Genomic DNA, 26804 nt, shown 5'->3' on the forward strand with positions numbered 1-26804 from the left:
CCCTTGTCCCCAGTCCCCAATCCCCAAAAAGCTGACTCAAAACCAAATTGACAAGCGGGTAACTCGTCAGGAATCGAGAAAATTGTTTCGTCTGTTACTGTCTCTGGTAACTGGCGACAGAACAAAAGAGCTTGCTCCAGGTTTTCAGAACCAAACCAACTGATGGGTGCAATTTCGCCCCAACCCACTCTGCCCAAATCATCTGTGAGTTTCAGGATTATACCTTTGCGAGTATCCCAAACACCATGACTTGTAGTTAGCGATCGCACAAATTTCCTTTGATAGGGACGAAACTGAAATTGGTAATACATTGTTAATTGCTAATGGCTAATGGCTAATGGCTAATGGCTAATGGCTAATGGCTAACAATCAGCAATTAGCAATTAGCAACTAACCAAATACAAACCCTAACCCAAATAGCAAGCAACTCCAAAAATGGACTGATACAGCAATAAATTTACAATTATTTACTTTATCTGGTTGGTTGTGGTTTGTCTGGACGTGGTGACATAATTTGCGAGCAAAGGGTAAACCGATCCAACTGAGTAAAGTCCAAGTTGGAAAAATTCCCCAAAGCACACCGATGAAAGTTAATGCGTAAATGCTGCCTGTAAACCACTGTAAGAGTTCGGCTCCTGTTTTCGTACCCAAACGGACAATTGGAGAACGCTTACCTGCGGCTATGTCGTCCTTCACTTGATGGAAGTGAGAACAGAACAAAATTAAACTCGTGGCAATTCCAACGACTACCGAAGCTACCAACGCCCGCCATGACCAATTCGCTGTTTGACTGTAGTATGCGGCGGATACGGCCAACGGCCCGAAGGCAAAAAAGCAAATGATTTCCCCCAAACCCTGATATCCTAGACGGAAGGGAGGTCCTTGATACATATAGCCCAAACCACAGCACAGCAAGATTATTCCTATTACGGTTAAATCTTGTTGCCACCAAGCTATTCCTAATATTCCTAGTAAACCCAGAACCAAAAATAAGTTTCCCACCCAGAAGATGAGGGTTTTATTGCCAGTCAAGTTTACTAAAGAATGGTGTTTATTTTTATCAATACCTGTTTCTGAATCAAAGACATCATTACTGAGATTTTCCCAAGCCAGGATACAAATTGCAGCAGCTACAAAGGCAGAAAAAACTGCTCCATGAAAAATCTTCGTTTCAGAAAAAGCAACAGCCGTACCCACCCAGATGGGCATAATAGCAACGCTGTACATCGGCGGTTTTAGCGCCGCCATCCATAACTTATTGTTGGGATAAGAAATCAGCTTTGTAGTCATTAGTCGCGATTTACTAAAATTGCCAGCACTTCCCAATCCCAAAAAATTTTAGGGTTTGGAAATATACTCTATGCGGGTAACAACTCAAAAGTTGCCACTTTTTGTCCCAGTCTCAAATTACAGCAGAAACTGGACATTGCAGGCAAGTTTTTGCAAAACTACAACTTTGCAAAACTCACTCTGGTTAAAAGGGTCTGTTTGTGTTACCTGTAGAAATACGACCATGATTTATGACTCTTTTGGAAGATAACTTCAAAAAAATTTACTATTTTTAGCTCATGACAGTTTCACAATGTCGCGCTGACTTTTTTGTATACAATAAGGAGCTATACCACTTTCTTTGGGCAATTCAGCAAAATTGCCTAAGGAGGAATTGCACCCAAATTGCTAGTGTTTCGATAGAGATTGACCCAGTCGATCCTCTGGTTGTACTTGGTAAACTGGCTCAACCCCAGCAAGTTAGTTTTTATTGGGAGAATAAAAGCAAAAAAGAAGCGATCGCGTCTTTTGATGCTGCTGCGAAATTAGAAATAACAGGCAAAAACCGATTCAAGGAGTCAGAAGATTTTATCAAAGATTGTCTGGAGAGAACCATTTGTTTTTCGGAAATAGAGCAAGCTTTTTCTAAACCTCAGTTCTTATGTAGTTTTAGTTTCTTTGAAGAATCCAGTCAAGCTGATTATCCATTTCCATCTGCTACTGTTTTTCTTCCCCGTTGGCAAGTCGCTGTTAAAAACAATCGATCCACATTTGTTGCCAATATACCTATCAACGCTAGTGTGGATATTCAGAAAATATTACAGGTTTTGTGGAGCCAGCTTGAAACTATTAATTCTCTAGAATATAGCTTTCCACCTTTAAAGATAACACAGCCAAAATTTAGGCAAAAATATGTGGCTAATCCAGAGCAATTTAAGCGTTCGGTGTTGGGAGCTTTGGAAAGTATTCAGTCAAATCGTCTCAGGAAAGTTGTCTTAGCAGATGCACTAGATGTTAGAGCCAATATTCGATTTAACTTATTACAATCTTTAAATAATCTACGACAGCTACACTCCAATTGCTGCATCTTTTCTATCAGTAATGGAAAAGGACAGAACTTTATAGGAGCAAGTCCGGAACGTTTGATCGGCATTGACAAGCAGCAATTAATGGCTGATGCTTTAGCGGGTTCTGCACCACGGGGTAAAACACCAGCTGAAGATGCTGTGAATGCCAGTCGCTTGCTAAGCAGTGTAAAAGAAAGGCACGAACACTCTCTAGTGATTGATTTTATTACACAACGGCTGTCGCAATTGGGTTTATTACCCCAAGTGTTAAAACCTCGCTTGCGACAACTGTCTAACATTCAGCACCTATGGACTCCCATAAATGCGACAGTTCCTCATAACGTACACCCTTTAAGGATAGTCGCGCAATTGCATCCAACACCAGCCGTTGCAGGTGCATCTCGAGAAATTGCTTGTCGAGAAATTCGCCGTTATGAAAACTTTGAAAGAGGATTGTATGCAGCACCATTGGGTTGGGTGGACTCTGAAGGAAACTGCGAGTTTATTGTGGGAATTCGTTCAGCTCTTATAGACGGCGATCGCGCTAGGCTGTATGCGGGTGCTGGTATTGTTGCCGGTTCCGATCCTGACAAGGAACTTGCAGAGGTTCAGCTCAAGTTACAAGCTTTGTTAAGAGCGTTAGTCTAAGCATTTTGCGTTCCCACCTTCTAGGTAGGAACCCGAAAACAAATTATCTGTCTTATAGCTCAGTAGGAGTTGAGTTTGATTTAAATACATACCTTTTGATTCGTTACGTAAGTGTTTAGCAACTCTTCATACAATTCTTTATTATTTCTAAACCAAATACAAAATCATCAATGCCAGTATAAAAGGATTCCTCTATCGGAAGGCAGGTACAAATCCGTTTGCAATTATTACACTTGCAGCTTCTCTTGACATAGAGCAGGGTTCATTTTTTTTGGCCTGACTCCTAGAAAATTCACCAACTCCATCTATAAGGATTTATTTATGAAATTCAAGTTAGCCGCTCAACTTTTGGTGAGTGCGGTGGCGCTTTCTAGTGCTGCCGTATCTCCAGCAATGGCACAATATCCTGGTAATTACCCCGGAACTGTACCCCCTGCTAATAACCCCATCTATCCTGGAACTGTACCCCCTGCTGGTAACCCTTACTATCCTGGAACTGTACCCCCTGCTGGTAACCCTTACTATCCGCCACCAACGACGTCAACCTCCTTTGTATGCGGTCAAGTAGGAAACTCGCCTGCTACGCTCGTTCAAGTCAACGGTCGGATTTTGCCATCACCTCTAATCATTTGGCAAACGGCAAGTGCTGATATGTCACCCCAACAACGGTGTCAAATGGTTTCACAGCGAATGACAGTGACAGTAGCGCAAAACGGGGGCAAGTTGAGTAACTTGCTGCTGACCACTGGGAAGGTCAATGGTTACAGCGTGATTTGTTTTGTGAACACCGCCGAAAGCTGCAACCCCAATAATGTGATTATGACCTTAATTAGAGGCGAAAATGCTCGCAATCCGGGCAATGTTTTAGCCCGTATTGTCCGGTTTGGTCAACGGGGTGCTGGTACAAATGTCGTTGAAAGCACTGGCTACACGGGCGCTGTACCTGGCGAGGAAGAAATTATCCCTACGGCTGTGGGCTTAGAGGAAGCCGTCAATCAATTAGCTAATGAATCTGGAGGCATGCCTACTACCCCCAATCCTGGAAATTATACTGTCCCCAATCCTGGAAACTCTAGTCCAAATCCAGGAGCAGCAACAGGTGGCGGCGCTATCTAGCTTCAGCAACTTATACAGAGACGTTGGCATTTTATGTCGTTTACAACGTCTCTATATATGAGGTCATAGAAATCTTCTGCTTCTGAAATGCCTGTGGAAAATAACAAAGTTGGTTTACGAGCATTCTTTTTTAGTCCAGTCTGTTTGTGGGTTGTTCACTTGGGAGCAATAGCTATATCTTCTGGTGTCTCCTTAGTATCACCTTCTCTAGCAGCTAATCGAGCTATCACGAATACTAAACCTCAATTGCATCAAATTCCTCAGGCAATTGCTCAGTATCCAGATACGATAGCACGTGTTCCCGAACCAGTCTCAGCGATCGCCAGATCGGTAACGGTGAGAATTTTAGGTGAGCAAGGGACTGGTTCGGGCGTCATTGTCGGACATCAAGGACAAACTTACACAGTACTTACAAACGCTCATGTGGTGGCTCAAGTCGGAGGAGATCGCTACACCATTTTAACGGCAGATGGTATTACCCATACAGGTGTTTGGCTGCATTCTGCTCAGTTGGGCAATTACGATTTAGCCTTGATGCAATTTAGCAGCCATCGCCTTTACCAAGTTGCAGTGATGGGTAACTCTAACATCCTATCCGTTGGTGAAATTGTTTATGCTTCGGGTTTTCCCAGTTGGCGTGTCATTAATGCTAACACCCTTGCCGATACGCGCAATTGGGGTTTACAAGCCTTTGAATTAACTCAAGGCTATATTGGAATGCTACCCAGGCAATCTTTGCAACAAGGGTATCAACTTGGTTACACCAATCAGATTGAACCTGGAATGAGTGGGGGTCCGGTTTTAGATCGATATGGCCACTTAATTGCGATTAATGGGGGTTTAAAATATCCCATTCAAGGTATTACCGCCTTTATTTTTGCAGATAGCACAATGCCAAGTCAGGCTTTATTTGAGCAAATGCAAGCTTTAAGTTGGGCTATTCCAATTGCTAAGTTTCAACAATTATTTGGGCAACCCACTCACTTGATTCAAGGTAGTTATTAACTGGTTTCTACTATTCTTTATTTATAACTTACCGCTCTATGAACTTAAACTTTTTTCGCTCTAATTTTCCTTATACAGTAATAGGTGGAACTGCCTGCATTGCAGCAATAGTCATCTTTCAATCGACAGCTTGGAGTGCTAAATCTCGTCAAGAAATTGCTGAGTATGCTAACACTGTTACCGTGCAAGTAAACAGACCACCTGGGCTGGGTCCAGGTCAAGCCAGCGATGGTTCTGGGTTTATTATCAAGCGCGAGGGAAACACTTACATCGTGCTCACTTGCAACCATGTTATTAATCCATCTGGTGGGCCTCAACCAACTAGAATTCGCACTAGCGATGGACTATCTTATTCTATTAACCCTGGTAGTATTAAAAGTCTAGGAACTAACACTAAAGGGAGTAACGATCTAGCCTTATTGAGTTTTACTAGTGATAAAAACTATCCAGTTGCGGAATTAAAAAGCCCCAATCAAGCACGGCTAGGGACTCAAATGTTTGTTTTTGGTTATCCAGTTAACAATGATTTAAACAGAATTGCTGAAAATCGCGTCTATGATTTTCAATCGGGGACAGTTTGGCAATCTAAGGATACAACTTTGAGCGATGGTGGTTACTCGTTGCAATACACGGCTTCAACAGCAGGTGGGATGAGTGGAGGTCCGGTGTTTGATGTGGATGGTAAAGTGATTGGAGTTCACGGTAAGGCTGATACTGAAACGGATGTTAAGCAACTCCAATCAGGGGAACAATTAAACACAACTATTAGACCGGGAATTACTGCAGCCATTCCGATTGATACCGCGATCGCTCTGTCTCAGCAGGTTGGACTGACGGGATTGAAGATAGACAGTTCACCAAGTACAGACAATCCCCAAGAACGGATGAAAAATCCTAACGATTCTAGCAGTTACATAGCACGAGGGCTGTCCCAGCAGGGTAATAGCGCTGCAGCGATCCAGGATTTCAGCAAAGCAATTGCTCTCGACCCTAACAATAGCATTGCTTATTACAATCGCGGCAATGCTCGTTACAAGATGGGCGATAAACAAGGTGCAATCGCTGACTATAACGAGGCAATTCGCTTTAACCCTAATAACACCAGCGCTTATTACAACAGAGGGGTAGCGCGGTATTATTTAGGTGATAAGCAAGGTGCAATTGAAGATTTCACCGTTGTCCTGCGTTTCGATCCTTACGATATTTTGGCTTACTACAGCCGGGGGTCTATCTTCCGCAGTTTAAAAGATGCTCAAAGAACGTTTGCCGATTTCGACCAAGTTGTTCGGCTTGCACCTAACGCACCTCAGTCTTACTACAATCGGGCACTAGCTCGTACCATGTTTAACGATCGCCAAGGAGCTGTCGCTGATTTCACTCAAGTTCTCGCTCTCAATCCAAGGTTTAGCGACGCCTACCTCAACCGCTCGGTACTCCTGCGCCGTCTGGGACAATTACCTGCAGCTATTCAGGATTTGAACGCGCTGCTGAGTTACGACCCCAATCATAGCATTGCCCTTTTCCGTCGCGGCGTGTTCCGACGCGATTCGGGCGATCGTCAAGGCGCATTGGAAGATTTACAACGATCTGCCAGTTTATTCCAGCAAGCCAACGACACTGCTAATTACCAAAAAGCAATATATACCATCCAACGCTTACAGTCATCACCTGCTACTCTCCCTCCCAGTCAACCATACGGACAACCGGGTGGTGAAACTCCTGATGGCACAATCGATGGACCTATTTAGCAATAGGTGTACAAATATTCCATCGAATCTCTTTACATACCTCTGATGGCATTCCTCCAAAAAAGACACAAAAAGTTGTGAAAACTAAACACCTGAAACAAATTTGTACCAGATGGATACGACTGGGTACAACAATCTGCACCTTTACTTTTGTATCAGTGCTTGGTACCGCAGGATCTCTTCCAATGGCGATCGCTCAATCTTTTCCGCCATCTAGTTTTTCTGCTTATCCTCCTCCCACAGTATTTCCTATAGATGGGATTTGGAAACTCCAGTGGCGCACGAATGGGAATTCTTTTGATGCTCTCCTAACTGTAACGGGTAATTCTGGCACAATGACCGTTAATGTTCGCTATTCCAACGGTCAGAGCGATGTTGTGCAAGAAAGAATAGGGCTTCAGGCTAATGGCAATCAAATTATTTTATCGGGGCAAAATGCCGTTTATGCTGGAACGAATATGCCGATTGCTTCTTACATTCCCAATACTTTTTTGATCCAGCCTGCACGTAATTTGGAAGGCTGGAGTGCTAAAAGTTGTAACAGTACAGAACAATGTTCGCCAGTAAAGATGCAGTATGTTGGTCCTGTTTCTCCAGCATCTGTACCCAATGGAATGCCTGCTTACTAAGTTGTGGACTTTGGACAAAAAAGATGTATTCGCATAAATTATGAAATTTGATTATTTTTGTTAGTGTTGTACACATGAATAGTTACAGCGCTTTGCATCTGAATGAGGTACATCCCCCCTTTCATCCCCCCTTTGCATCGGGGGGACAGAGGGGGGTAATTTTCGTACCTCACCAAGTTGAAATCTGCTGCAAGGGGTTGGTGTAGGTAGTTGACAGCGCCAGTTAATGAAGAAAACTTTGTAACATTTCCAACAACTGCTTAACCGTATATGGCTTGGACAAAAACTTCTGAACACCAAAAGATTCCGCAAGTGGCTGATTTTCGCGAAGACCGCTAGTTGCCATAATTTTGACAAATGGGTTGATTTTTTTCAGGGTTTGGATCGTGGTAAAGCCATCCATAGTTGGCATCATCATATCTAATAAAACCACGCAAATATCAGATACATTTTGAGCATACAATGAAATAGCTTCAATACCATCACTAGCAATAAGGACTTTATAGTTATAATTTTCCAACGTTGTTCTGGTAATTTCTCGGATTTTTGCTTCGTCATCTACCACCAAAATTAGTTCTCCATTCCCTGTTGGTAGTTCCAAATTGTCTATTGACTGGGTTTCATTTTCCATCACGGCTTTTAAAAAAACTTGAAATTCTGTTCCTTTACCCACAGAACTAGAAACATTGATAAACCCACCATGACTTTTTACAATACCAAGCACAGTTGAAAGACCCAATCCCGTTCCTTGTCCAACTGCTTTGGTGGTGAAAAAAGGTTCAAAAATTCTATCCAATATTTCAGGTGACATACCTATGCCTGTATCTCTAACAGAGATAACAATGTGGGGTCCAACAGTTGCCTCAAGATTCATCTTGGCATAGTTTTCGTCAATCAAAAAATTCTCAGCAGAAATATCTAAAATACCACCTTTGGGCATCGCATCACGAGAATTGATAACTAAGTTCATCAATATCTGATAGAGTTGTGTTGCATCTCCACATACAGTCCACAATTTTGGTGCTATTTTACACATAAATTGAATAGATTTCGGAAATGTCTGTTTGGCAAATTGCTGAATTTCCACGATCAAGTGCTTCATCTGTAACACCGTGCGCTGACCTTCAACACCACGCGCAAAGGAAAGCACTTGCTTGACTAAATCAGCACCACGTTGAGTATTAATTTCTAAAGTTTCGAGTAGCTGATGGTGCTGTTCATTACCCAGTTTTATTTGTAAAATTTGAGCTGATAGGAGAATGGGAGACAATATATTATTGAGGTCGTGGGCAATACCGCTAGCCAGTGTGCCAAGACTTTCCAATCGCTGAGCGCGAAGAAACTGAGTTTGAAGTTGTTTTTTTTCTGTAATGTCGGTGTCAACAGTAAGGATTGATTTTGGGTTGCCATTTTCATCGCGCACAAGTGTCCATCGGCTTTCTACGATGATTTCTTTACCATCTTTTCGGACTTTGTTCAATTCACCATACCACTCGCCTGTCTTGTTAACTTGATGTAGCGCTTCTTGTAGTTGTGGCAGTATTTCTCTGTATAACAAATTTTGAGCATTCTGTTCCAAAGCTTCTTGTGCTTTCCAACCGTAAAGACGCTCGGCACTTTTGTTCCAAAATAGAATTTTGTGGTTTAAGTCTCGAACTAAAATAGCATCTGTGGCAATATCAAGCAACGCAGCTTGTTGGCGGATCTTCTCTTCTGTTTGTTTGCGTTCGGTAATATCAACAGAAACACCAACAATTCCGATTAATACTCCTTGGTCATTGTAAATTGGAGAGTCAGTAACTAGCACACTGAAAGGAGTCCCATCCCGATGCTGAACTAGAAATTCGCCTGACCAACTTTTACCTTGCTGCAAGTCAGACATAATTTCAATTCCTTGCTCTCGTGAAGTATTAGTCAAGACAATATCCATAATATTTTGACCAATGACCTCTTGTGCCGACCAACCGTATAAAGTTTCTGCAAAACGATTCCAATAAATAATTATTCCATCTAGATCGGTGGCAATGACTGCTTGTTCTACTGTTGATAATAAATGCGCTTGAAAGTAAATTGCTGCTTCTGCTCGTTTGCGTTCGACTAGTTCGCTTTGTACTTGTTCGTAGAGGGTTGATTGCTGTATGGCGATCGCTAATTGGTCAGCGACAGCACATGTTAACTCTACATCTTCCTGCTGCCAAGGGGAAGATTGGTGAGTGCGTATTACGCTGAGACTACCCCAAACTGAAGAGTTAACGTGCAATGGTACAAGCAACCAAGCTCCAGAATACGTTTGAGCAAAATTGCGGTTGATTTCGTCTGGATAAGTGGTTGCATCTTCAATCACAACAACTTCCAATCGTTTGAGTCGAGCTGCAACTTCATTACCGATATCGGGAATCTCTAATCCCAAAGCACTTGGTAACTCTAGATTTTTGCGGTAGTCTGTTACATTTAACCACAATTGCCGTTCTGATAAATATTGTACAATTTCTGCTCGGTCAGCTTGAACGAGGTGGGCAATTTCACGCGCCGCTGTGGAAAAAATTGTTTTTATGTCTAAAGAATTGCGGATGCTTTGAATAACTCGATTGAGTGCTTGCTCTCTTTGTACTTGTCGTTGGGTGTGTTCGTACAATGCCTTTTCTGCTTGCTGCTGTTGAGTTGCTAATGTTTCTAAACGACAAACCTGTTGTCGCAGTTCAGCTATTTCTTGAATCAGTTGCTCTTTTGTCTTGTTTTCATCTCTCATTGCATTGACAACTTACACCAAGGCTTATTGAAACTTAATTTCCAGAATAATTAAAAATTCTTAGGTGGGCAATACCCACCCCATGGGTTTATAAATTTATCTATAGAAAAAAAGAAAATGCTTCATAATTCAAATCCCCTACTTTTCAGTATGGGGATTAACTGGTCACTAGTCACTGGTCACTGTTATAGCAAATCCCGATGGGTAAAGGATTTAGCGTTTGCTCCCGTGTAAGTAGCCGCAATATGACCGTTACCGCTCATTTGATATTTGTAAGTCACCAAACCTTCTAAACCCACAGGACCGCGAGGCGGCATTTGTTGAGTGCTAATTCCAACTTCTGCACCAAAACCATAACGGAAGCCATCAGCAAAGCGGGTGGAACAGTTGTGGTAAACTCCAGCTGCGTTTACCAATGCCAGGAACGTTTCAGCAGCTTCTTCATCTTCAGAAACAATTCCATCCGTGTGTTTGGAACCATACTCATTTATATGAGCAATTGCTTCTTCTAAAGAATCCACGAGCTTAATTGATAAAATCAGAGCGGTGTACTCTGTCTCCCAGTCTTGCTCGGTTGCTTCTTTGATATTGGGTAGAATTTGGCAAGTACGTTCATCTCCTCTTAATTCAACCTTAAGTTGTTGCAAAGCTTCACCTATCTGTGGTAGTACTTTTGGGGCAATATTGGCATGAACGAGTAAAGTTTCAATTGCATTACAAGCAGCAGGATAGTTCGTTTTTGCGTCAATTGTAATGGCAAGAGCTTTTTCTAAGTCTGCGGCTTTATCTATATAAAGATGACAAACCCCATCAGCATGACCGAGGACTGGAATGCGCGTATTGTCCTGGACAAAACGGACAAAGGAGTTAGAACCTCTGGGAATAATTAAATCTACATATTTATCTAACTTCAAAAGTTGCAAGATTTCTTCTCTTGTTGTTAACAACTGAACTGCATCTGGATTGACTGCAGTTTGAGATAATCCTTGTTTAATTGCTTTAACTATTGCTTCACAAGAACGAACGGCTTCTTTTCCAGCTTTAAGAATAACGCCATTCCCTGATTTGATAGCTAGGGAAACAATTTGAATCGCTGCTTCCGGACGTGCTTCAAAAATAATGCCCAGTACTCCTAAAGGACAAGTTACTCGTTTGAGGATTAAACCTGTATCGATTTCGCGGTGAATTTGTACGTTACCTACGGGATCGGCTAGTTTACCCACATCTCTAACGCCCGCGATCGCATCTCTTAACTTATGTTCGTCTAACTTAAGACGTTTGTAGAGAGGTTCGGCAATTCCCTCCGCAAGTGAGTTTTCACAATCAGCAATATTTGCTTGTAAAATCTCATCTTTTGCCGATTCTAAAGCTTGTGCGATCGCCTCTATTGCTTGATTTTTTGCCTCTGTCGAAAGCACTGCTAATTTGAGTGCAGCCCGTCTTGTTTTTTGAGCAACTGCAATTAAGTTTTCCATTGTAAAGCAAACTATAAAATTACATAAAGAAAGCCACCTGATACCACGCGTATCAAGCAACATATTAAGTAGATTTAAACACATCCTTAAATAAAAGCTTAGCTTATAGGAGGGTCAGATGGTTACGGCACTCAAACTGGAAAACCAGGTCAAAATCGGTCCAACCAATCTGCTGATTAATAACGAGTGGGTAGAAAGTGTTAGCGGTAAGCGTTTTGAAACAATTAACCCTGCCACGGGTGAAACGATATGCAGTGTAGCAGAAGCGGATGCAGCAGATGTAGATAAGGCAGTACACGCTGCTCGTGCTGCTTTCAACAGTGGAGAATGGCGTAAGATGTCCGCCACTCGTCGCGGCGAGTTACTTTATAAACTGGCTGACTTAATCGAACAGAACAAAGAAGAGCTAGCCCAGTTAGAGACATTAGACAATGGTAAGCCCATTTCAGAGTCCATGAACGCTGACCTACCATTGGTTATCGCCTGCTATCGCTACTTTGCAGGATGGGCTGATAAAGTACAGGGTAAGACTATCCCCATTAATGGTCCTTACTTTTGCTACACTCGTCACGAGCCAGTAGGTGTGGTAGGTCAAATTATTCCTTGGAACTTTCCACTGCTCATGCAGGCTTGGAAGTTAGGACCTGCTTTGGCAACTGGCAATACAGTAGTGATGAAAACAGCCGAACAAACACCATTGTCAGCATTGCGACTTGGTGAACTCATGATTGAAGCTGGTTTCCCCCCTGGTGTTGTGAATATTCTTTCAGGATACGGACCAACAGCAGGTGCCGCAATTTCCCACCATATGGATATTGACAAAGTTGCCTTTACTGGATCTACTGAAGTAGGGCATTTGGTGATGGAAGCAGCTGCTAAGAGTAACCTCAAGCGCGTGACTCTAGAACTTGGCGGTAAAAGCCCCAATATAGTCTTTGCCGACGCTGACATGAATGAGGCTATAGAAGGTGCTCATAATGCTCTATTCTTTAACCAGGGACAGTGCTGTGTTGCAGGTTCGCGGCTATTTGTTGAAGAAAAATGTTATGACGAGTTCGTAGCCAAGAGTGTCGAACGAGCAAAACAGCGTACTGTTGGCAATCCCTTCGACCTCAATACCAAACAAGGTCCGCAGGTAGATAAAGAGCAGTTCAACAAAGTCATGCATTACATAGAGTCGGGAATGCGAGACGGTGCTCAAATGTTGTGTGGTGGTAACCAAGTGGGTGACAAGGGTTACTTCATCGCCCCAACAATTTTTGCTGATGTGCAAGATAGCATGGAAATTGCGCGAGATGAAATCTTTGGTCCGGTGATGAGCATCATCAAATTTAAAGATATTGATGAAGTCATTCAACGAGCTAATAACACCATGTATGGGCTAGCAGCTGCTGTCTGGACAAAAGACATCACCAAAGCACACGCCATAGCTAACAACGTTCGTGCGGGTACTGTTTGGGTTAACTGCTACGACGTTTTTGACGCGGCTGCACCTTTTGGCGGATTCAAGCAGTCCGGTATTGGGCGCGAACTCGGCGAATACGGTTTGCAGCAATACACCGAGGTTAAGACGGTGACAATAAAATTGTGATTGGGGATTGGGGACAAGGTAGACAAGGTAGACAGGATAGGAACTCAACTTCCTCCTTGTCCCCCTTGTCCCCAGTCCCCGGTCCCCAGTCGCTCGACTGCTTTAGCCTGTTGCCAAAGAGCTTCTAATTCTTCCAGGGTGTAATCGGAGAGAGGACGATTGGCAAATCCCTCCATTTGTTCTAAGCGCTGAATAAATTTCTTATTTGTCCCTTGCAAAGCTTCGCTGGGATCGAGATTATTCCAGCGAGCAAGTTGGACGATAGAAAACAACAAATCACCCAATTCAGCTTGTTGTCTTTCTGGTGTTTCGTGGGCTAAAGCTTCTTTGAATTCTGCTAATTCCTCATTAAACTTGTCCCAAACTCCATCAATATTTTCCCACTCAAACCCAACCGCAGCTGCTTTGCGGGAAATCTTCATGGTTGCCATCAACGGGGGTAACTTACGGGTATAACCTTGAAGTTTCTGACTGAGTTTTTGGTTATCGGGAGAGGGTTCTCCTTTTTCTTCTGCTTTGATTTTTTCCCAATTTTGCCGCACTTCATCAATACTTTGCACTGAAAGATCGCCAAAAACATGAGGGTGACGGCGGATCAGTTTTTGTGAAATACCTTCAGCAATTTCCTTCAAGGAAAATTGTTGGTATTCGCTAGCAATTTGAGCTTGCAAAACCACTTGTAACAGTAAGTCGCCCAATTCTTCAGCTATGGCGTTTGTATCTCCGCTGTTGATAGCATCTACAACTTCATATGCTTCTTCTATTACATATGGTGTCAGTGTCTGGGGAGTTTGTTCCAAATCCCAAGGACAACCTCCGTCAGGCGATCGCAATTTTGCCACCACGTCAATTAATTCTTGCAAAGCCGCCAATATTTCAGGATTTTTCATAATTGGTTAGTGGTTAGTGGTTAGTGGTTAGTTGTTCTTCCTTGTCCCCTTGTCTTCCCTGTCCCCTTGTCCCCCTTGTCCCCCTATCCCCCTTTTCACTTTACTTTTCTTCATTTTCCCACGGGGTAGTAGTCCACTGACTCCTTGCTTTTTCACGCGCTTGTATGCCGAACCACTCCAATCGCTTAAAGAATGACTCATAGCGCCTACTTCTAGTCCAAAGAACAGGGCTAGAAGTTCTGTAGAGTAATTGAGTAGCGTGTTTGCTGTATTCTTACGCAATATTTGCCAATCTAGCTGCATATTCCACAGCTTGTCGCCAACGACTACAGCTAAAATCCCTAAGATAGCTACCAAGGTGCTGAGATAGATAACTCGCAGTGTTGTACCAATAATAGGTCCGTGAGATAAGAAAGACCGATGTCGCAGGCTTTTTTGATAAGGTAACCAAATAAAACGCAAAAATCCCCAGCGCTGGTAGTGACGGGAGTAAATATCTAAGTCGGGACCGAACATCAGCCCCCCAAACAAAAACCCTCCTGCAACTAGTAGTGTCAGGTTACCGCTTTTGGTTTGCCAGAAAGTCACCCCAGTCACAAACGGCAAAGCCCATAGAGTAATGCGATCGTGAGTCTGACCAGAGGGCATAGGAATGTGTGAAAAAAATTTTCTCAAAAATACTATCGCGTTTTCAAAATCTATGTGCTAACATAAATTCTTGTAAGTGAAACCGCAACGGGCGGTTAGCTCAGTTGGTAGAGCGCCTGCCTTACAAGCAGGATGTCACAGGTTCGAGTCCTGTACTGCCCATTTCAATGATTATAGTTCCGTACATTCCCAGAATACTGGGGAATTACTGGAAAGTTAGTCTGGAAAGGTTATTGATTTTCTTGGAAGGTACGAAGTTGGAGTACCAATCAAGTTAAAAAATGCTGTGGATGAAGAATTAGTAGTTCGCGGGTTGCTAGCACCGCATTTATTACGCCACAATGAAGTGACAGGATTAGTAGACACAGGAGCAGTTTCCTTGGTTATTCCCCTAGAAATGGTAGAAAAATTGGGGTTACGAATTATTGGCCAGAGAGATGCACAATATGTTCATGGAAATCAAGAAACCATTGGCGTAACTGGACCAGTAATTATTGAGTGTGAGGGACGCGTAACAGTTGATGAAGCTCTTGTTGTGGGAAACGAAGTACTAATCGGTCAAGTCATTTTAGAAAAATTGGATTTAGTTGTAGATTGTAAAAATCAACAATTGATACCAAATCCTGCCAATCCCGATTACCCGGTGGCAATGATTAAAGGATATAAAAATGCCTAAGTGGAAATTAGTCACTGAATTTACTTTTGATAGCGCCCATTACATCCGAGACTACGATGGACCATGTGGTCGATTGCACGGTCATACTTACAAAGTAAGAATTGATGCAACTTCATCAAAACTGCACTCCTCGCAATACTGTCCCCATGAAGTTATGGTGGCTGATTTTAGAACCTTGCGCTGGGCAAAACAGGATGTGAAAAAAGGAGGGCTTGACCACTGCGTACTCAATGAAGTCATGCCACCTGAGTATGAAACAACGGCTGAGATGATTGCCAAGTATATTTATGATGAAACCAAAAAAAGAGTACCTCCCGGCGTGCAACTCAAAGTAGCAGTCTCCGAAACTCCAAACTCATGGGCAGAATACGAAGACGATTAGATACCTAACCCTAATTACTGGTCACTGGTCACTGGTCACTGATTATGGAGGTAAGGAGACTCGAACTCCTGACATCCTGCTTGCAAAGCAGGCGCTCTACCAACTGAGCTATACCCCCTTAAGATAGGAAGTGTAAGTGATTTACACTAACAGAAGTATCATAGCTTAAATTCCTGGTTTGCGGAAAGGGGATTCGTGAAAAAATGTCTTTAGTCGTTGCTGCACTTTATAAATTTGTTAGTTTGCCAGACTTTGCTGAGAAACAAGAGCCTTTGTTATCTTTTTGTCAAGCACAAGATATTAAAGGGACGATTCTGCTAGCACCAGAAGGCATTAACGGTACGATCGCAGGTTCTCGTCAAGCGATCGATTCAGTATTATCCTTTTTGCGTAGCGATCCCCGTTTGGCAGATTTGGAACACAAAGAATCACACGCAGAGTCCCCACCGTTTCAACGCATGAAAGTGCGACTGAAGAAAGAAATTGTCACCATTGGGTTATCAGAGGTAAACCCAAACGAACAAGTTGGCACTTATGTCGATCCCAAAGATTGGAATACTCTCATAAACGATCCAGAAGTCACCGTTATCGACACGCGCAATGACTACGAGGTGAGCATTGGTACTTTCCAAAAAGCGCAAAATCCCAATACAAAGTCATTCAGCGAATTTCCAGAATATGTTTTTCATCAACTAGACCCCAAGAAACACAAAAAAGTAGCTTTGTTCTGTACCGGTGGAATTCGTTGTGAAAAAGCCTCTTCCTTTATGCTTTCTCAGGGGTTTGAAGAAGTTTATCACTTAAAAGGCGGAATTCTGAAATACTTAGAAGAAGTCCCAGAGTCTGAGAGTTTGTGGGAAGGTGAATGTTTTGTTTTTGACGAACGGATCGCTGTTCGTCACGGTTTAGAACCGGGAACTTACGATTTGTGTTCGAGTTGCGGACATCCCATTGCTGAATCAGACAAAACTTCTCCTCAATATGAAGAAGGTATTTCCTGTCCTCACTGTTTTGATACCCTTTCTGAGGAGAAAAAAGCACGTCAGATGGAAAAGCAGCGACAGATAGAATTAGCGAAGAAGAGGGGTTGCTAATATTAACCATTAGCAATTTTTTTTAATGCCAAAGTTAAACCATCAGCAATTGGTACTAAACTGATTGCGACTCTTGAATCTTGATACAATTTCTCATTAAAAGCACGCATGCGATTTGTTCTATTATCTTGCACTTGAGGGTCTGCAACTCTTCCCGACCACAAAACATTATCAATAGCAATTAACCCACCAGGACGCATCAATTGTAAAGCTTGCTCGTAGTAATTATCGTAGTTACTTTTGTCTGCATCAATGAAGGCAAAATCAAAAGTTTCTCCTTGCGATCGCAGGCGATCTAATGTCTCCATAGCAGGGGCAATGTGTAGGTCTATTTTATCTGCCACACCTGCTTTTTGCCAGTAACGACGAGCGATCGCTGTATACTCTTCACTGACATCACAAGCCACTACTTTTCCGTCTGGTGGTAATGCTAGAGCGACAACCAGCGCACTATACCCCGTAAATACCCCTATATCTAATGTTCTTTTTGCCTCCATCAATTTAACCAATAAAGCCATAAACTGTCCTTGTTCTGGAGCAATTTGCATCTGGCTCATTGGGTGTTGGGCTGTTTCTTCTCTCAGTTGTGTTAAAACTTCTGGTTCTTGCACGGAGACTGATAATAAGTAATCATACAGATTTTTTTCGAGACCTAGTGTTTGATTTGCCATATTTTTGGAAGAAGGCTGACGGTAGAAAGGTTTTATATTGGATTTTCTGGCTGCTTTGTTTTTACTTCAGTAGCTCAAACAAATTAAACGTAGGATGCTTTTAGGCTTGTAGTTGCGCTTTAGCGCATGCACCGCAACTACGAGTAAAATACAGAAATTTTACTTTGTGTTACATATTTTAATTTGTGCTTATCAACTTACTTAATATATAGGATTCTTGTTTAAATTATAAAGTTTTAATGAACCACAAAGACGCAAAGGACACGAAGAAAGAAGAGTAGAAGAGCGGTTATTTTATAGGGATTCGGGAGTAAATCATTATATGACAAATAACTCCTCTTTCCTCTGCGCTCTCTGCGTCTCTGCGGTTGAAAAGTAATTTATTTAACCGCAGAGGCACAGAGAGCGCAGAGAGAAGAGCAAACTCTTTATTTGTTTGTGTCAGAAAATCATGACAATTAGCGGAGGTAAATTTCCGTAACAAATCTGGTAGACTCTGTGTTGGAACAAGTCGAACGTGACCTTCAAATCTTGCGAGAACTGGGATTGACTTTACGCTACTGTCTGGAAACCCACATTCATGCAGACCACATCACCGGAGGAGATAAATTGAGAGAGTTGACGGGCTGTTTGAGTATTGTCCCTGAAAAAGCTGCAACTATCGGTGCTGATGACTACACTAAAGATGGGGCGATACTGGAATTAGGAAGTGTGAGAATTCAAGCGATCGCAACTCCCGGACATACAGACAGCCATATGGCATATCTAGTAAATGGAACGTATTTGTTAACTGGAGATGCTTTGTTTATCCGAGGTTGTGGTCGTACCGACTTTCAAAACGGTGATGCAGGAATGTTATATGATGTCGTGACTCAAAAACTATTTGCTTTACCAGAAGACACCTTAGTGTATCCCGGTCATGACTATCAAGGACGAACAGTATCCACCATCGGAGAAGAAAAATCTTGGAACCCCCGGTTTGTGGGACGCAGCCGCAACCAGTTTATTGAACTCATGAATAACTTAAATCTCCCCTATCCTAAGAAAATGTTAGCAGCTGTTCCTGCAAATCAATTTTGTGGCAAAGTTTCCATGTGGGACTATCAGATTTGACCCTCCCCACCGCTACGCGTATCGCCTTGAAGGCGATATCGCTACATTTGTTTGCAATATCAGTAATAACCATAAAACAAGTTACCAGTAGCTTCTGGGTTCTCCCCACAGTATTCTTTTATCAGCTGTAAATACTCTTGTTTGGAGATATAACCATCACCGTTGGTATCAAGTTTTGGAAAAATTTCTTCGTACCCAGTCGCATTAAAACCAAATGCCGTGAGCAACTGCTTGTATTCTTCTAAAGCAATTTTTTCATCACCATTGATGTCTATTACTTCAAATAAAGTCGCCATTGGTTCTTGCCAAGCTGCTGCTGAAGAGTCTTTATCTATAGCGTATTGCTTACTGTAACTTTCAATAAATTCATCTAAAGAAACTTTGTTGTCTTTATTAAGATCGGCATCAATCCAGTAATCTTCCCACATTGAGATCAGCTGATTATGCAGATTTTCATAATCAGATGAACCAGGTTCCCAACCACGTATCCGCGCAAAATTAGCAGTAATTTGATCGAAGTCTTCTCGCTCTACAAAGCCGTTTTTATCGACATCTAAGCCTTGAAAAAGAACTGTCAATTTTCTCTTAAGTAGTTTAGCGATCATGAGTTAGACACCTTGACAAAAACTAATAGTTATTTTTTCACTTCAACGAATACCAGAAACTTGGTACAATTTCCAACTTTTAATAAACATTAGGAATAATACCAAATTTGAGTTGATTACTTCCTTATTTAAGCTTTTTTTTAAGTATGTCGTTTGTTGTTACATTTGTAATACAAAGCGATGAGGTGATGTTGGGGTTGGTGGCGATGTAGTCTGGCGATACGCGCAGCGTATCGCCAGAGGCTTATCGCATGAAGGGAGGCGCGCAACGACCTGTTATGATAGCCGACAGATTTCAAAGCAATGCCGATTGTTGGCAAGGGAGTCGAAGAAATTCGCATTCGTACTGACGAAGCCTATCGTGTCTTTTATGTTGCCAAATTTGAGGAAGCTGTTTATGTACTTCATGCTTTTCAAAACAAGACTTTAAAATTGCACAACAGCGCTATAAAGAAATGATTCAGTTCAGACAAGAACAAATGGATAATGAGAACAATTGAGGTACAACAATGGCAGTGATTCAAGGTAGTGAAAACGTGTTTGAGGATCTCGGTTTTGATACTGAAGAAGCTGCGAATCTAAAAGTACGGACCGATCTCATGTTAAAATTACGACAATACATTTTAGAGCGTGGCTGGACTCAAGAACAGGCATCTGACTTTTTTGGTGAACCGCAGCCACGGATAAGTAATTTGATGAATGGTGAAATTAGTCGGTTTAGCGTAGATAAACTGATTAATATGCTGGTGAAGGCAGGGATGAAAGTAACGGTGAATGTTGTGTTGAAGACGTGATTTTGTCGATACCCTTGTCTACCCCGCTTTGATTTCCAGGGGTTCACTAAATTTTAAGTATCTGCAACCACCTGGTTGCGCCCAAGGTTCTTAGCTTGATAAAGTGCCTTATCAGCGCGTTGGATAATAACATTCACAGTTTCATCCCCTAATTTATGTGTAGCCACTCCAATACTGAGTGTGATTGATACTAGTTGTCCCTGAGCCGAAATGACTAACTTTTCAAATGTTTTTCTGATACGTTCAGATGTTGCGACTGCTGCATCAATGTCAGTTTCTGGCAGAAATGCCATAAATTCTTCACCGCCTATTCTACCAAAAAAATCTACAGACCGCAGACAATTCAAAACAGTTTGTGCCATGACGATAAGCACTTCATCTCCAATCGTGTGACCATAGGTATCGTTAATTTTTTTGAAATGATCAATATCTATCATGAGTACAGCGAAGGGACGATGATAACGGAGAGAGCGGTTGAATTCTTGATCTACTAAAGTGAACAAATAACGACGGTTCCACACTCCGGTCAACGAATCGGTGTGAGCTAATCTTTCTAACTCTTGAATCAATTCCTTTTGCTGGTGCAGCAATTTTTTCAATTCCTCTCGCGCATATTTCAACTCTAAATGTGTCCGTACACGGGCAAAGAGTTCTAGAGCCTCAAACGGTTTAGTGATGTAATCAACCGCCCCTTTTTTAAAAGCTTGTAGTAGATGCTCTTGCTGATTACTAGCGGTGAGAAAAATAATCGGAATTTCAGCAAACTCTGGATCGGCTTTAAGTTTTTCACATACTTCCAAGCCGTTCATTTCGGGCATCATTAAGTCCAATAAAATTAAATGGGGCTTTACTACTTGAAGAAGCTTTAAAGCTTCCATTCCGTTAGAAGCATGAGTAACTTTGTAACCTACTTGCTCTAATAAGGTTGCAATAATTTGCAAATTGTCGCACATGTCATCAACAACTAAAATTAAGTAATTTTCCGGCTTGAACAGTATCATAAAAATCTGGCTAATAGTTCGTTTATGAAATACCTCATACCAAAGTAGACAGTGGGTATGAGAAAATTTAAAAAGCTCATTTTAGTTGTAGGTTTCAACTATATTTGAAAAAAAGTATGTTATGAGTATATCTAAAGACTTAAATAGTCAGAGGATAAAAACTGTCACAAGTACCTTGACAAAATTTCTCAATTATAATAATGAATGTGAAAACAATAATTAGATAACTTTATGTTTTGGAAACACTTTCTAAGTTGGCTTTCCACAAAAAATCAACTGATAAATGTACGGTAGCGTACAGACAAATAAAGAGATTTTATAGATAATATTATGCGCCGCATAAATTACTTTCTACAGCGTTGAGGCAGACCCTCGAAATATGCATTCCCAGGTAGAACCTGGGAACGAGACACGAGAAACGAACGAGACACGAGAAACGAAAGAGACACGAGAAACGAAAGAGACACGAGAAACAAGAAATACAAAAAAATCTCTTATTGCTTTAGTAATCCCTTGAGAGATTGCAAACTATAATTCAAAACTTTACCAGTTTTAAATAACTGATACCCTGCGGCAAACAAAGCAGAGGCGAAAAGAATAGCCAAAAGATTGAACGAGGCAAATAAATTCCCTGTAAAAATCATAAATGCAACTCCCAGCCCTATCAAAACCCATCCGATGGTGCGATAATCGCGACGCCACAACACAAGAACAGCCCCTACTATTAACATCAAAACGGTTGGGATACGCAGAAAAATACCAATTTGTGTGTTAGCTGCAAATAACAAAATACCAATGAGCATCAAACCCGCACCTACAAACTTGCTGTTACGATCCACTTGAGTTGGTTGGGTATTATGTACGATTTCCGGTTGAAGCACTGTAGGTTTACTGATGGGGGCATTAGGAGGAACAACCAGATTTTGTTTATGCTGAAATATAAAGGTAACTTTTTCTTCCTGACCGAGGTTGATTTTGTCTCCAACTTGAAGGGGATAGCGCTTTCTTGGTTCTAACTTCAACTCATTGAGAAAAGTCCCGTTAGAACTACCGCTATCAGTAATATAGTAGGTATTTTCTTCTAGTTGAATTTCTAAATGTAATCGAGAAACAATGTCGGCATCTGGTAAGAATGTGACATTAATATCTGGTGCAATTTGCTCATTTTGTTTGCCGACACGAATTACAGCAAGATTTGGGGGCAACTCAAAAGATGTATTCGTTTGAACATGAAAAAGCTCGAAACCTAGCCCTGTTGTTTGAGATGTGCTTAAATTTTGCATAGCTTCTTGTTTAAAAATATTTCTTCTTCTGTTATTCTATTGACGTATAGTCTTCTTTTTAAACTACTGTGTCACAAATTTGGATTTACCCCCCTTAGTCCCCCCTTGGAAAGGGGGGAGATTGGAGATTTGGATTTACCCCCCTTAGTCCCCCCTTGGAAAGGGGGGAGATTGGAGATCCGGTTCCCTCCCCTTTACAAGGGGAGGGTTAGGGTGGGGTAAAATTGCTAAAACCACGTCATTTCTATTTTAATTCGAGCTAATGGGAATTTGAATCAAAAACTCTGTACCTTTACCAGGTTCTGATATACATTTCAAACTTCCGCCATGCTTTTCTACAATAATTTGGTAACTGATTGATAGCCCCAGCCCTGTTCCCTTACCCACAGGTTTTGTTGTAAAAAATGGGTCAAACAATCGTTTTCTGATATCTTCTGTCATCCCAAACCCGTTATCAGCAATCTGAATAAGGGCAAAATTGTTACTCGTAACTGCGGTGCTAATGTGAATTGTAGGGCTATGGGCAGTGGGCATTGGGCATTGGGTGTTGGGAGTTATTTCTATGCCCATTGCCCCATGCCCGTTTCCCTCTTCCAAAGCATCAATTGCATTAGTCAAAATATTCATAAAAACTTGGTTCAATTGACCTGGGTAACAATCTACTAAAGGCAAATGATTATATTCTTTGACCAGAGAAATATTGCACTTATTAGATTTCAATCGATGCTGTAAAATCAACAGTGTATTTTCTAAACCTTCGTGAATATCTACTGGCTTTTTTGCAGCTTCATCAAGGCGGGAAAAGTTTCTCAAACTCAGAACAATCTCGCGAATACGATTTGTTCCTAGTTTCATAGAAGATAGTAGCTTGCTCAGGTCATCAGCAAGAAACTCTATTTCAATTTCTTCACCAAAATATCGAATCTCAGGAGCGGGATAAGGATAATGTTGGTTATAAAGTTTTAATAGCTCTAGCAAATCTTGTATATACTCACTTGCATGGGTAATATTGCCGTGAATAAAGTTAACTGGATTGTTAATTTCATGTGCAACTCCCGCTACAAGTTGTCCCAAGCTAGACATCTTTTCATGTTGAATGAGTTGGGCTTGAGTTTCTTGTAACTTTTGCAAAGTTTCCGAAAGTTTTTCTGCATGGGTTTGTGCTGCTAAAGTAGCTGCACAACTCTCTCTATAAAGTTGGGCATGATCGATCGCTATCGCTAATTGATCTGTCACAGCTTGTAGCAAACTAATTTCGCTATGACTCCAAATACGTTTCTCACAGCTATGACTGCAAACAATAGCTCCAAATTCACCAGAATTATTCTTGACTGGTAATAAAATTTGAGCTTGTATGCCAAATTTCGATAAAAACTCTTGCGTATAGCAATCTATGAAGCACGTGCTATTAATAGCATCAATACAAAGTAATTCTCCATTCAGCAATATATTGACTAAAAAGGGGACTTTTTGTACTGGAATATTGCCTAACATAGTGGGTAAGTCGGAGTTTCGCGCTTCATGGGTAATAGTCAATGTTGGCTGAGGCAAGTTTGGTAAATATCGGAGAAAATAGCAACGGTCAATTTGCAATAAGCTGCGAATTTCGCTGACAGCTGTTGCCAAAATTGTATTGAGTTCTAAAGAATTTCGGATTTGACTGGCAAGACGGAGTAACAAAGCTTCCCGACGGCTCAAAAGTTCTTCTCGTGCCCATATGCGATCGATGGCTACTGCTACACTGTTAGCAATCCAATTTAATAAATTATGAGTGGGATTGCTAAATAACTCTTTGCTAAACAAAGCTAAAATTCCGATAGATTGCTGCTCGATGATTAACGGATAGGCAGCTAAAAGAAAATTTGATAAAAAAGGTTCTAAAAAATATTCTTCATTCTTCAAAGTAATTTCTTCATTAAAAAGAGCTTGATTGTTTTTTGTCATTAAACCAATGATACTGTTAGCTAAAACCGCATGATTGGGAAAATCTTGACTGTTTGTTAAAGTTTGGCAAGTTCTATCTGTACAGCGAATACCTGCTTGTAATTGGATTTGATGTGTTTGATTCTCAAAAGTCCAGATACAAACAAAAGCAGTGTCTAAATACTGAGACAACGTTTTTGTACAGCTTTGAAGGATTTCAGGAAGGGAACTGCTTTGTGATATGGCTAAGTTAATTTCTGCACTTAGTAATGATAAACGCGATCGCTCTAACAAAGCTAGTTCTGAAAGTTTCCGCTGTGTAATATCTGTACGAATTGCAACATATTGATAGGGTTTTCCAACTTTATCTAAAAATGGAACAATCAGAGTGTCCACCCAGTAATACGTTCCATCTTTGGCTTTATTTTTAATTTCTCCCTTCCAAAGATTTCCCTGAGAAATTGTTCTCCACAAATTTTTAAAAAAGTCTTGAGAGTGATAGCCAGAATTAACAATACGATGATCTTGTCCTATTAATTCTTCCTTTGAATATTTCGAAACCTCACAAAACTTTTCATTAGCATAAGTGACTCTACCGTATCGGTCAGTAATAGCTACTAGCGAGTGAATATTTAAAGCAAACTTTAAAGCTTCTAATTCCTTGATATACTGTTGTTGTGATACTTCATTTTCTTTACGAGCAGTGATATCCCTAGCAACCGCATAAATCAATCGTTCATCACCAGATGCAGTTGCATTCCATGACAACCATTTGTAAGAGCCATCCTGACACAAAAAACGATTTTCTAAACCAAAGACTTCCTCACCTGCAGCAAGTTTTAAATAAGCAACACTACAAGCATGACGGTCTTCTGGATGAGCAAAATCAATAAAAGGTTTGTTTGTAAATTCCCAATCTGACCAACCAAAAGTTTTTGTCCACATTGGATTGAAAAACTTGAAATAGCCATTAAAACTAGCAATGCACAATAAATCATTAGATCGGGAGAAGAATTGCGAGTAGCTCATCTCTGTTTCTTTGTCATCACTCATACTAGTTTTTTGCGTTTTATAAATTTAGTCGTAATAATTAAAAAGTCCGCTATTATATGCGGACTTTTTTATCTCGCTAGGGTAGCGTATTGGTCTGGGAAACAAAAGCTGGAATACAACCAGAACCCTGCAAGAAGTCTATTCCATCCTCGCTAAATATAGGTTTCCCAAACAGGCTCAAAAATCATCACTTAAATTATTAAATTAAAATAAAATTTTTTCCAAAAAACTTCATAACTATCGATACTCTCGACTCATCACGAATCGCACCATAACTTGAGGGCGATCGCCTTTGAAAATGTTATGCTTGTTCAAAAAGGGTTTGAGTAGCAAGATAAATGCTCATAAAGTAGAAGCTGTTTTAACTGAAAATGGAACTTTGATGCTCCAAGGCCTACCTTTTCATGCAGGGGACGCTGTAGAGGTAATTATTCTCGAAGCTAAAACTCCACAGCAGGCTGTTACACCATCTAGTCAACCAGAAACAAATCTTTATCCAATGCGTGGGAAAGTAGTCCGTTATAATGACCCAACAGAACCCGTCGCTTTGGAAGATTGGGTTTTATAGACAGTCCTCAGTACTGCGAGAGATAGAGTTGTTCGCGCTGCTAGAAACCGAGTTTCCAAGGAGAAACCTTATGATGGTGAAACTACTGTGTTGTTTTTTCTGACAGTAGACTATGCAACTATTGACGTAGTAGATCATTCTATAAAGCTGATAGTTTCCAAATATCCTCTAAAAGCCATAATCAATCCTTGCACCTTCACTTAAAGTCATATTAGGAAGATTGACCAACTCGTAAATATCAATAAAAGAAAGTTGAAAGTCAATAGAATCAAACGTTAACAAAGAATTAACAGTGTCATACTCAGTTAATATCCAATTGCCTTTTGAGTTTTTAGTATATTGTTCTGCATAACAACTATTTTGGTCAATTGAGACATATTCACGGAATTCAGGAATTGACCGATAAAAACGAAATCTATCTGAGTCAGTATGATTGGTTGTTGACCTTGATGAAACTTGAACAATTAACAAGGGATTGGTGACTGTTGTATTATCTGTACCCTCATAAAACGGTTCTCCATCAATAACCATCACATCTGGATACGTGTATTGATTGTAACGCGGTATCCACAAGCGGACATTACTGAAATACACCCGGTAATTTTTTCCTTTGAGACCAAATTTCAGGTAAGCATAAATGTTACCTGTAATTTGATTGTGTTCAGTTGTAATTCCCATCATCGGCACGATTTCTCCATCTAGATACTCACTTTTGTAGCCAGTTGTTTGGTCGATAGCTAAATACTCATCACGGGTATAATAGCGCTTTTCGTGTGGCATGCACTTATGTCCTCCTGATGCTCTTG

The 26804-nt window shown here is 41.1% G+C and carries 23 protein-coding genes, 2 tRNA genes and 2 pseudogenes; 14 read left to right on the top strand and 13 right to left on the bottom strand.

Features of this window, described 5'->3' with window-relative positions:
• Both F7734_RS03110 and menA read right to left on the bottom strand, forming a co-directional pair.
• Positions 1 to 311, bottom strand: a pseudogene (locus tag F7734_RS03110) (o-succinylbenzoate synthase); the annotation flags it as partial.
• 79 nt (positions 312 to 390) lie between these two features.
• Complete coding sequence (menA, locus tag F7734_RS03115) at positions 391 to 1290, bottom strand: 2-carboxy-1,4-naphthoquinone phytyltransferase (RefSeq protein ID WP_155743347.1); 900 nt, start codon at positions 1288 to 1290, stop codon at positions 391 to 393.
• Positions 1291 to 1568: 278 nt separating this feature from the next.
• Here menA and F7734_RS03120 point away from each other — a divergent pair, with 278 nt between their 5' ends.
• The 5 genes from F7734_RS03120 (at position 1569) to F7734_RS03140 (ending at position 7482) form a co-directional block, all read left to right on the top strand.
• Entirely contained in the window at positions 1569 to 2984 is a 1416-nt protein-coding gene (locus F7734_RS03120) for an isochorismate synthase (protein WP_155743348.1), read from the top strand.
• Positions 2985 to 3305: 321 nt separating this feature from the next.
• Complete coding sequence (locus tag F7734_RS03125; RefSeq protein WP_155743349.1) at positions 3306 to 4100, top strand: COP23 domain-containing protein; 795 nt, start codon at positions 3306 to 3308, stop codon at positions 4098 to 4100.
• Positions 4101 to 4187: 87 nt separating this feature from the next.
• Complete coding sequence (locus tag F7734_RS03130) at positions 4188 to 5105, top strand: serine protease (RefSeq protein WP_155743350.1); 918 nt, start codon at positions 4188 to 4190, stop codon at positions 5103 to 5105.
• Positions 5106 to 5143: 38 nt separating this feature from the next.
• On the top strand, positions 5144 to 6853 hold the full coding sequence (locus F7734_RS03135; protein ID WP_155743351.1) for a tetratricopeptide repeat protein: 1710 nt from the start codon (positions 5144 to 5146) through the stop codon (positions 6851 to 6853).
• Between the two features lie 77 nt (positions 6854 to 6930).
• On the top strand, positions 6931 to 7482 hold the full coding sequence (locus tag F7734_RS03140; protein ID WP_155743352.1) for a hypothetical protein: 552 nt from the start codon (positions 6931 to 6933) through the stop codon (positions 7480 to 7482).
• A 223-nt stretch (positions 7483 to 7705) separates the two neighbouring features.
• Here F7734_RS03140 and F7734_RS03145 read toward each other — a convergent pair whose 3' ends face one another.
• Together F7734_RS03145 and F7734_RS03150 are read right to left on the bottom strand one after the other, a co-directional pair.
• The gene (locus F7734_RS03145) at positions 7706 to 10231 is read right to left on the bottom strand and encodes a PAS domain S-box protein (RefSeq protein WP_155743353.1); all 2526 of its coding nucleotides are present in this window, start codon (positions 10229 to 10231) and stop codon (positions 7706 to 7708) included.
• 185 nt (positions 10232 to 10416) lie between these two features.
• On the bottom strand, positions 10417 to 11706 hold the full coding sequence (locus tag F7734_RS03150; RefSeq protein WP_155743354.1) for a glutamate-5-semialdehyde dehydrogenase: 1290 nt from the start codon (positions 11704 to 11706) through the stop codon (positions 10417 to 10419).
• Between the two features lie 118 nt (positions 11707 to 11824).
• On the opposite strand from F7734_RS03150, the gene F7734_RS03155 reads away from it, so the two are divergent.
• Positions 11825 to 13297, top strand: coding sequence for an aldehyde dehydrogenase family protein (locus F7734_RS03155; protein ID WP_155743355.1), 1473 nt, complete (start codon positions 11825 to 11827; stop codon positions 13295 to 13297).
• Between the two features lie 44 nt (positions 13298 to 13341).
• On the opposite strand, the gene mazG is transcribed toward F7734_RS03155, so the two are convergent.
• Positions 13342 to 14187 carry a nucleoside triphosphate pyrophosphohydrolase gene (mazG, locus tag F7734_RS03160; protein WP_155743356.1) on the bottom strand — a complete coding sequence of 282 codons (846 nt, stop codon included), beginning with the start codon at positions 14185 to 14187 and terminating at the stop codon, positions 13342 to 13344.
• Between the two features lie 27 nt (positions 14188 to 14214).
• On the bottom strand, positions 14215 to 14835 hold the full coding sequence (locus F7734_RS03165; RefSeq protein WP_155743357.1) for a metal-binding protein: 621 nt from the start codon (positions 14833 to 14835) through the stop codon (positions 14215 to 14217).
• 89 nt (positions 14836 to 14924) lie between these two features.
• On the opposite strand from F7734_RS03165, the gene F7734_RS03170 reads away from it, so the two are divergent.
• From F7734_RS03170 to F7734_RS03180, 3 genes are all read left to right on the top strand, one after another.
• Positions 14925 to 14997, top strand: a tRNA-Val gene (locus F7734_RS03170).
• A 124-nt stretch (positions 14998 to 15121) separates the two neighbouring features.
• Positions 15122 to 15511, top strand: a complete 390-nt coding sequence (locus F7734_RS03175; protein WP_347566118.1) for an aspartyl protease family protein — start codon at positions 15122 to 15124, stop codon at positions 15509 to 15511.
• The gene (locus tag F7734_RS03180; RefSeq protein ID WP_155743358.1) at positions 15504 to 15893 is read left to right on the top strand and encodes a 6-carboxytetrahydropterin synthase; all 390 of its coding nucleotides are present in this window, start codon (positions 15504 to 15506) and stop codon (positions 15891 to 15893) included. Before F7734_RS03175 ends, F7734_RS03180 begins: the two co-directional genes overlap by 8 nt.
• 45 nt (positions 15894 to 15938) lie before the next feature.
• On the opposite strand, the gene F7734_RS03185 is transcribed toward F7734_RS03180, so the two are convergent.
• Positions 15939 to 16011, bottom strand: a tRNA-Ala gene (locus tag F7734_RS03185).
• A gap of 85 nt (positions 16012 to 16096) precedes the next feature.
• On the opposite strand from F7734_RS03185, the gene F7734_RS03190 reads away from it, so the two are divergent.
• Positions 16097 to 16987: a rhodanese-related sulfurtransferase gene (locus tag F7734_RS03190; RefSeq protein ID WP_155743359.1), complete on the top strand. Its 891-nt coding sequence runs from the start codon at positions 16097 to 16099 to the stop codon at positions 16985 to 16987.
• Between the two features lie 2 nt (positions 16988 to 16989).
• On the opposite strand, the gene F7734_RS03195 is transcribed toward F7734_RS03190, so the two are convergent.
• A complete protein-coding gene (locus F7734_RS03195; RefSeq protein WP_155743360.1) occupies positions 16990 to 17658 on the bottom strand; it encodes a class I SAM-dependent methyltransferase in 669 nt (222 codons plus the stop codon).
• Positions 17659 to 18144: 486 nt separating this feature from the next.
• On the opposite strand from F7734_RS03195, the pseudogene F7734_RS03200 reads away from it, so the two are divergent.
• A pseudogene (locus F7734_RS03200) lies at positions 18145 to 18771 on the top strand (MBL fold metallo-hydrolase); the annotation flags it as partial.
• 59 nt (positions 18772 to 18830) lie between these two features.
• Here F7734_RS03200 and F7734_RS03205 read toward each other — a convergent pair.
• Positions 18831 to 19376: an EF-hand domain-containing protein gene (locus F7734_RS03205; RefSeq protein WP_155743361.1), complete on the bottom strand. Its 546-nt coding sequence runs from the start codon at positions 19374 to 19376 to the stop codon at positions 18831 to 18833.
• 303 nt (positions 19377 to 19679) lie between these two features.
• On the opposite strand from F7734_RS03205, the gene F7734_RS03210 reads away from it, so the two are divergent.
• Together F7734_RS03210 and F7734_RS03215 are read left to right on the top strand one after the other, a co-directional pair.
• Positions 19680 to 19835, top strand: a complete 156-nt coding sequence (locus F7734_RS03210; RefSeq protein ID WP_155743362.1) for a type II toxin-antitoxin system RelE/ParE family toxin — start codon at positions 19680 to 19682, stop codon at positions 19833 to 19835.
• A 50-nt stretch (positions 19836 to 19885) separates the two neighbouring features.
• Positions 19886 to 20170: a helix-turn-helix transcriptional regulator gene (locus F7734_RS03215; protein WP_155743363.1), complete on the top strand. Its 285-nt coding sequence runs from the start codon at positions 19886 to 19888 to the stop codon at positions 20168 to 20170.
• Positions 20171 to 20223: 53 nt separating this feature from the next.
• Here the strand turns inward: F7734_RS03215 and F7734_RS03220 are convergent, their stop codons facing one another.
• From F7734_RS03220 to F7734_RS03230, 3 genes are all read right to left on the bottom strand, one after another.
• Positions 20224 to 21171: a diguanylate cyclase gene (locus tag F7734_RS03220; protein WP_155743364.1), complete on the bottom strand. Its 948-nt coding sequence runs from the start codon at positions 21169 to 21171 to the stop codon at positions 20224 to 20226.
• 494 nt (positions 21172 to 21665) lie between these two features.
• Positions 21666 to 22454 (bottom strand): FHA domain-containing protein, encoded by a 789-nt coding sequence (locus F7734_RS03225; protein ID WP_155743365.1) that lies wholly within the window; start codon positions 22452 to 22454, stop codon positions 21666 to 21668.
• 249 nt (positions 22455 to 22703) lie between these two features.
• The gene (locus F7734_RS03230; protein WP_155743366.1) at positions 22704 to 25430 is read right to left on the bottom strand and encodes a PAS domain S-box protein; all 2727 of its coding nucleotides are present in this window, start codon (positions 25428 to 25430) and stop codon (positions 22704 to 22706) included.
• A 334-nt stretch (positions 25431 to 25764) separates the two neighbouring features.
• Between F7734_RS03230 and F7734_RS03235 the strand changes: the two genes are divergently transcribed.
• Complete coding sequence (locus F7734_RS03235; RefSeq protein WP_166481713.1) at positions 25765 to 25998, top strand: hypothetical protein; 234 nt, start codon at positions 25765 to 25767, stop codon at positions 25996 to 25998.
• A 168-nt stretch (positions 25999 to 26166) separates the two neighbouring features.
• Here F7734_RS03235 and F7734_RS03240 read toward each other — a convergent pair whose 3' ends face one another.
• Positions 26167 to 26778, bottom strand: coding sequence for a Uma2 family endonuclease (locus F7734_RS03240; RefSeq protein ID WP_155743368.1), 612 nt, complete (start codon positions 26776 to 26778; stop codon positions 26167 to 26169).
• Between the last annotated feature and the right edge of the window lie 26 nt (positions 26779 to 26804).

The organism is Scytonema sp. UIC 10036 (assembly GCF_009725235.1).

Coding starts and splice junctions, on each gene's coding strand:
- menA (WP_155743347.1), bottom strand. CDS start 1,290: ATGACTACAAAGCTGATTTCTTATCCCAACAATAAGTTATGGATGGCG.
- F7734_RS03120 (WP_155743348.1), top strand. CDS start 1,569: ATGACAGTTTCACAATGTCGCGCTGACTTTTTTGTATACAATAAGGAG.
- F7734_RS03125 (WP_155743349.1), top strand. CDS start 3,306: ATGAAATTCAAGTTAGCCGCTCAACTTTTGGTGAGTGCGGTGGCGCTT.
- F7734_RS03130 (WP_155743350.1), top strand. CDS start 4,188: ATGCCTGTGGAAAATAACAAAGTTGGTTTACGAGCATTCTTTTTTAGT.
- F7734_RS03135 (WP_155743351.1), top strand. CDS start 5,144: ATGAACTTAAACTTTTTTCGCTCTAATTTTCCTTATACAGTAATAGGT.
- F7734_RS03145 (WP_155743353.1), bottom strand. CDS start 10,231: ATGAGAGATGAAAACAAGACAAAAGAGCAACTGATTCAAGAAATAGCT.
- F7734_RS03150 (WP_155743354.1), bottom strand. CDS start 11,706: ATGGAAAACTTAATTGCAGTTGCTCAAAAAACAAGACGGGCTGCACTC.
- F7734_RS03155 (WP_155743355.1), top strand. CDS start 11,825: ATGGTTACGGCACTCAAACTGGAAAACCAGGTCAAAATCGGTCCAACC.
- mazG (WP_155743356.1), bottom strand. CDS start 14,187: ATGAAAAATCCTGAAATATTGGCGGCTTTGCAAGAATTAATTGACGTG.
- F7734_RS03165 (WP_155743357.1), bottom strand. CDS start 14,835: ATGCCCTCTGGTCAGACTCACGATCGCATTACTCTATGGGCTTTGCCG.
- F7734_RS03180 (WP_155743358.1), top strand. CDS start 15,504: ATGCCTAAGTGGAAATTAGTCACTGAATTTACTTTTGATAGCGCCCAT.
- F7734_RS03190 (WP_155743359.1), top strand. CDS start 16,097: ATGTCTTTAGTCGTTGCTGCACTTTATAAATTTGTTAGTTTGCCAGAC.
- F7734_RS03195 (WP_155743360.1), bottom strand. CDS start 17,658: ATGGCAAATCAAACACTAGGTCTCGAAAAAAATCTGTATGATTACTTA.
- F7734_RS03205 (WP_155743361.1), bottom strand. CDS start 19,376: ATGATCGCTAAACTACTTAAGAGAAAATTGACAGTTCTTTTTCAAGGC.
- F7734_RS03210 (WP_155743362.1), top strand. CDS start 19,680: ATGCCGATTGTTGGCAAGGGAGTCGAAGAAATTCGCATTCGTACTGAC.
- F7734_RS03215 (WP_155743363.1), top strand. CDS start 19,886: ATGGCAGTGATTCAAGGTAGTGAAAACGTGTTTGAGGATCTCGGTTTT.
- F7734_RS03220 (WP_155743364.1), bottom strand. CDS start 21,171: ATGATACTGTTCAAGCCGGAAAATTACTTAATTTTAGTTGTTGATGAC.
- F7734_RS03225 (WP_155743365.1), bottom strand. CDS start 22,454: ATGCAAAATTTAAGCACATCTCAAACAACAGGGCTAGGTTTCGAGCTT.
- F7734_RS03230 (WP_155743366.1), bottom strand. CDS start 25,430: ATGAGTGATGACAAAGAAACAGAGATGAGCTACTCGCAATTCTTCTCC.
- F7734_RS03240 (WP_155743368.1), bottom strand. CDS start 26,778: ATGCCACACGAAAAGCGCTATTATACCCGTGATGAGTATTTAGCTATC.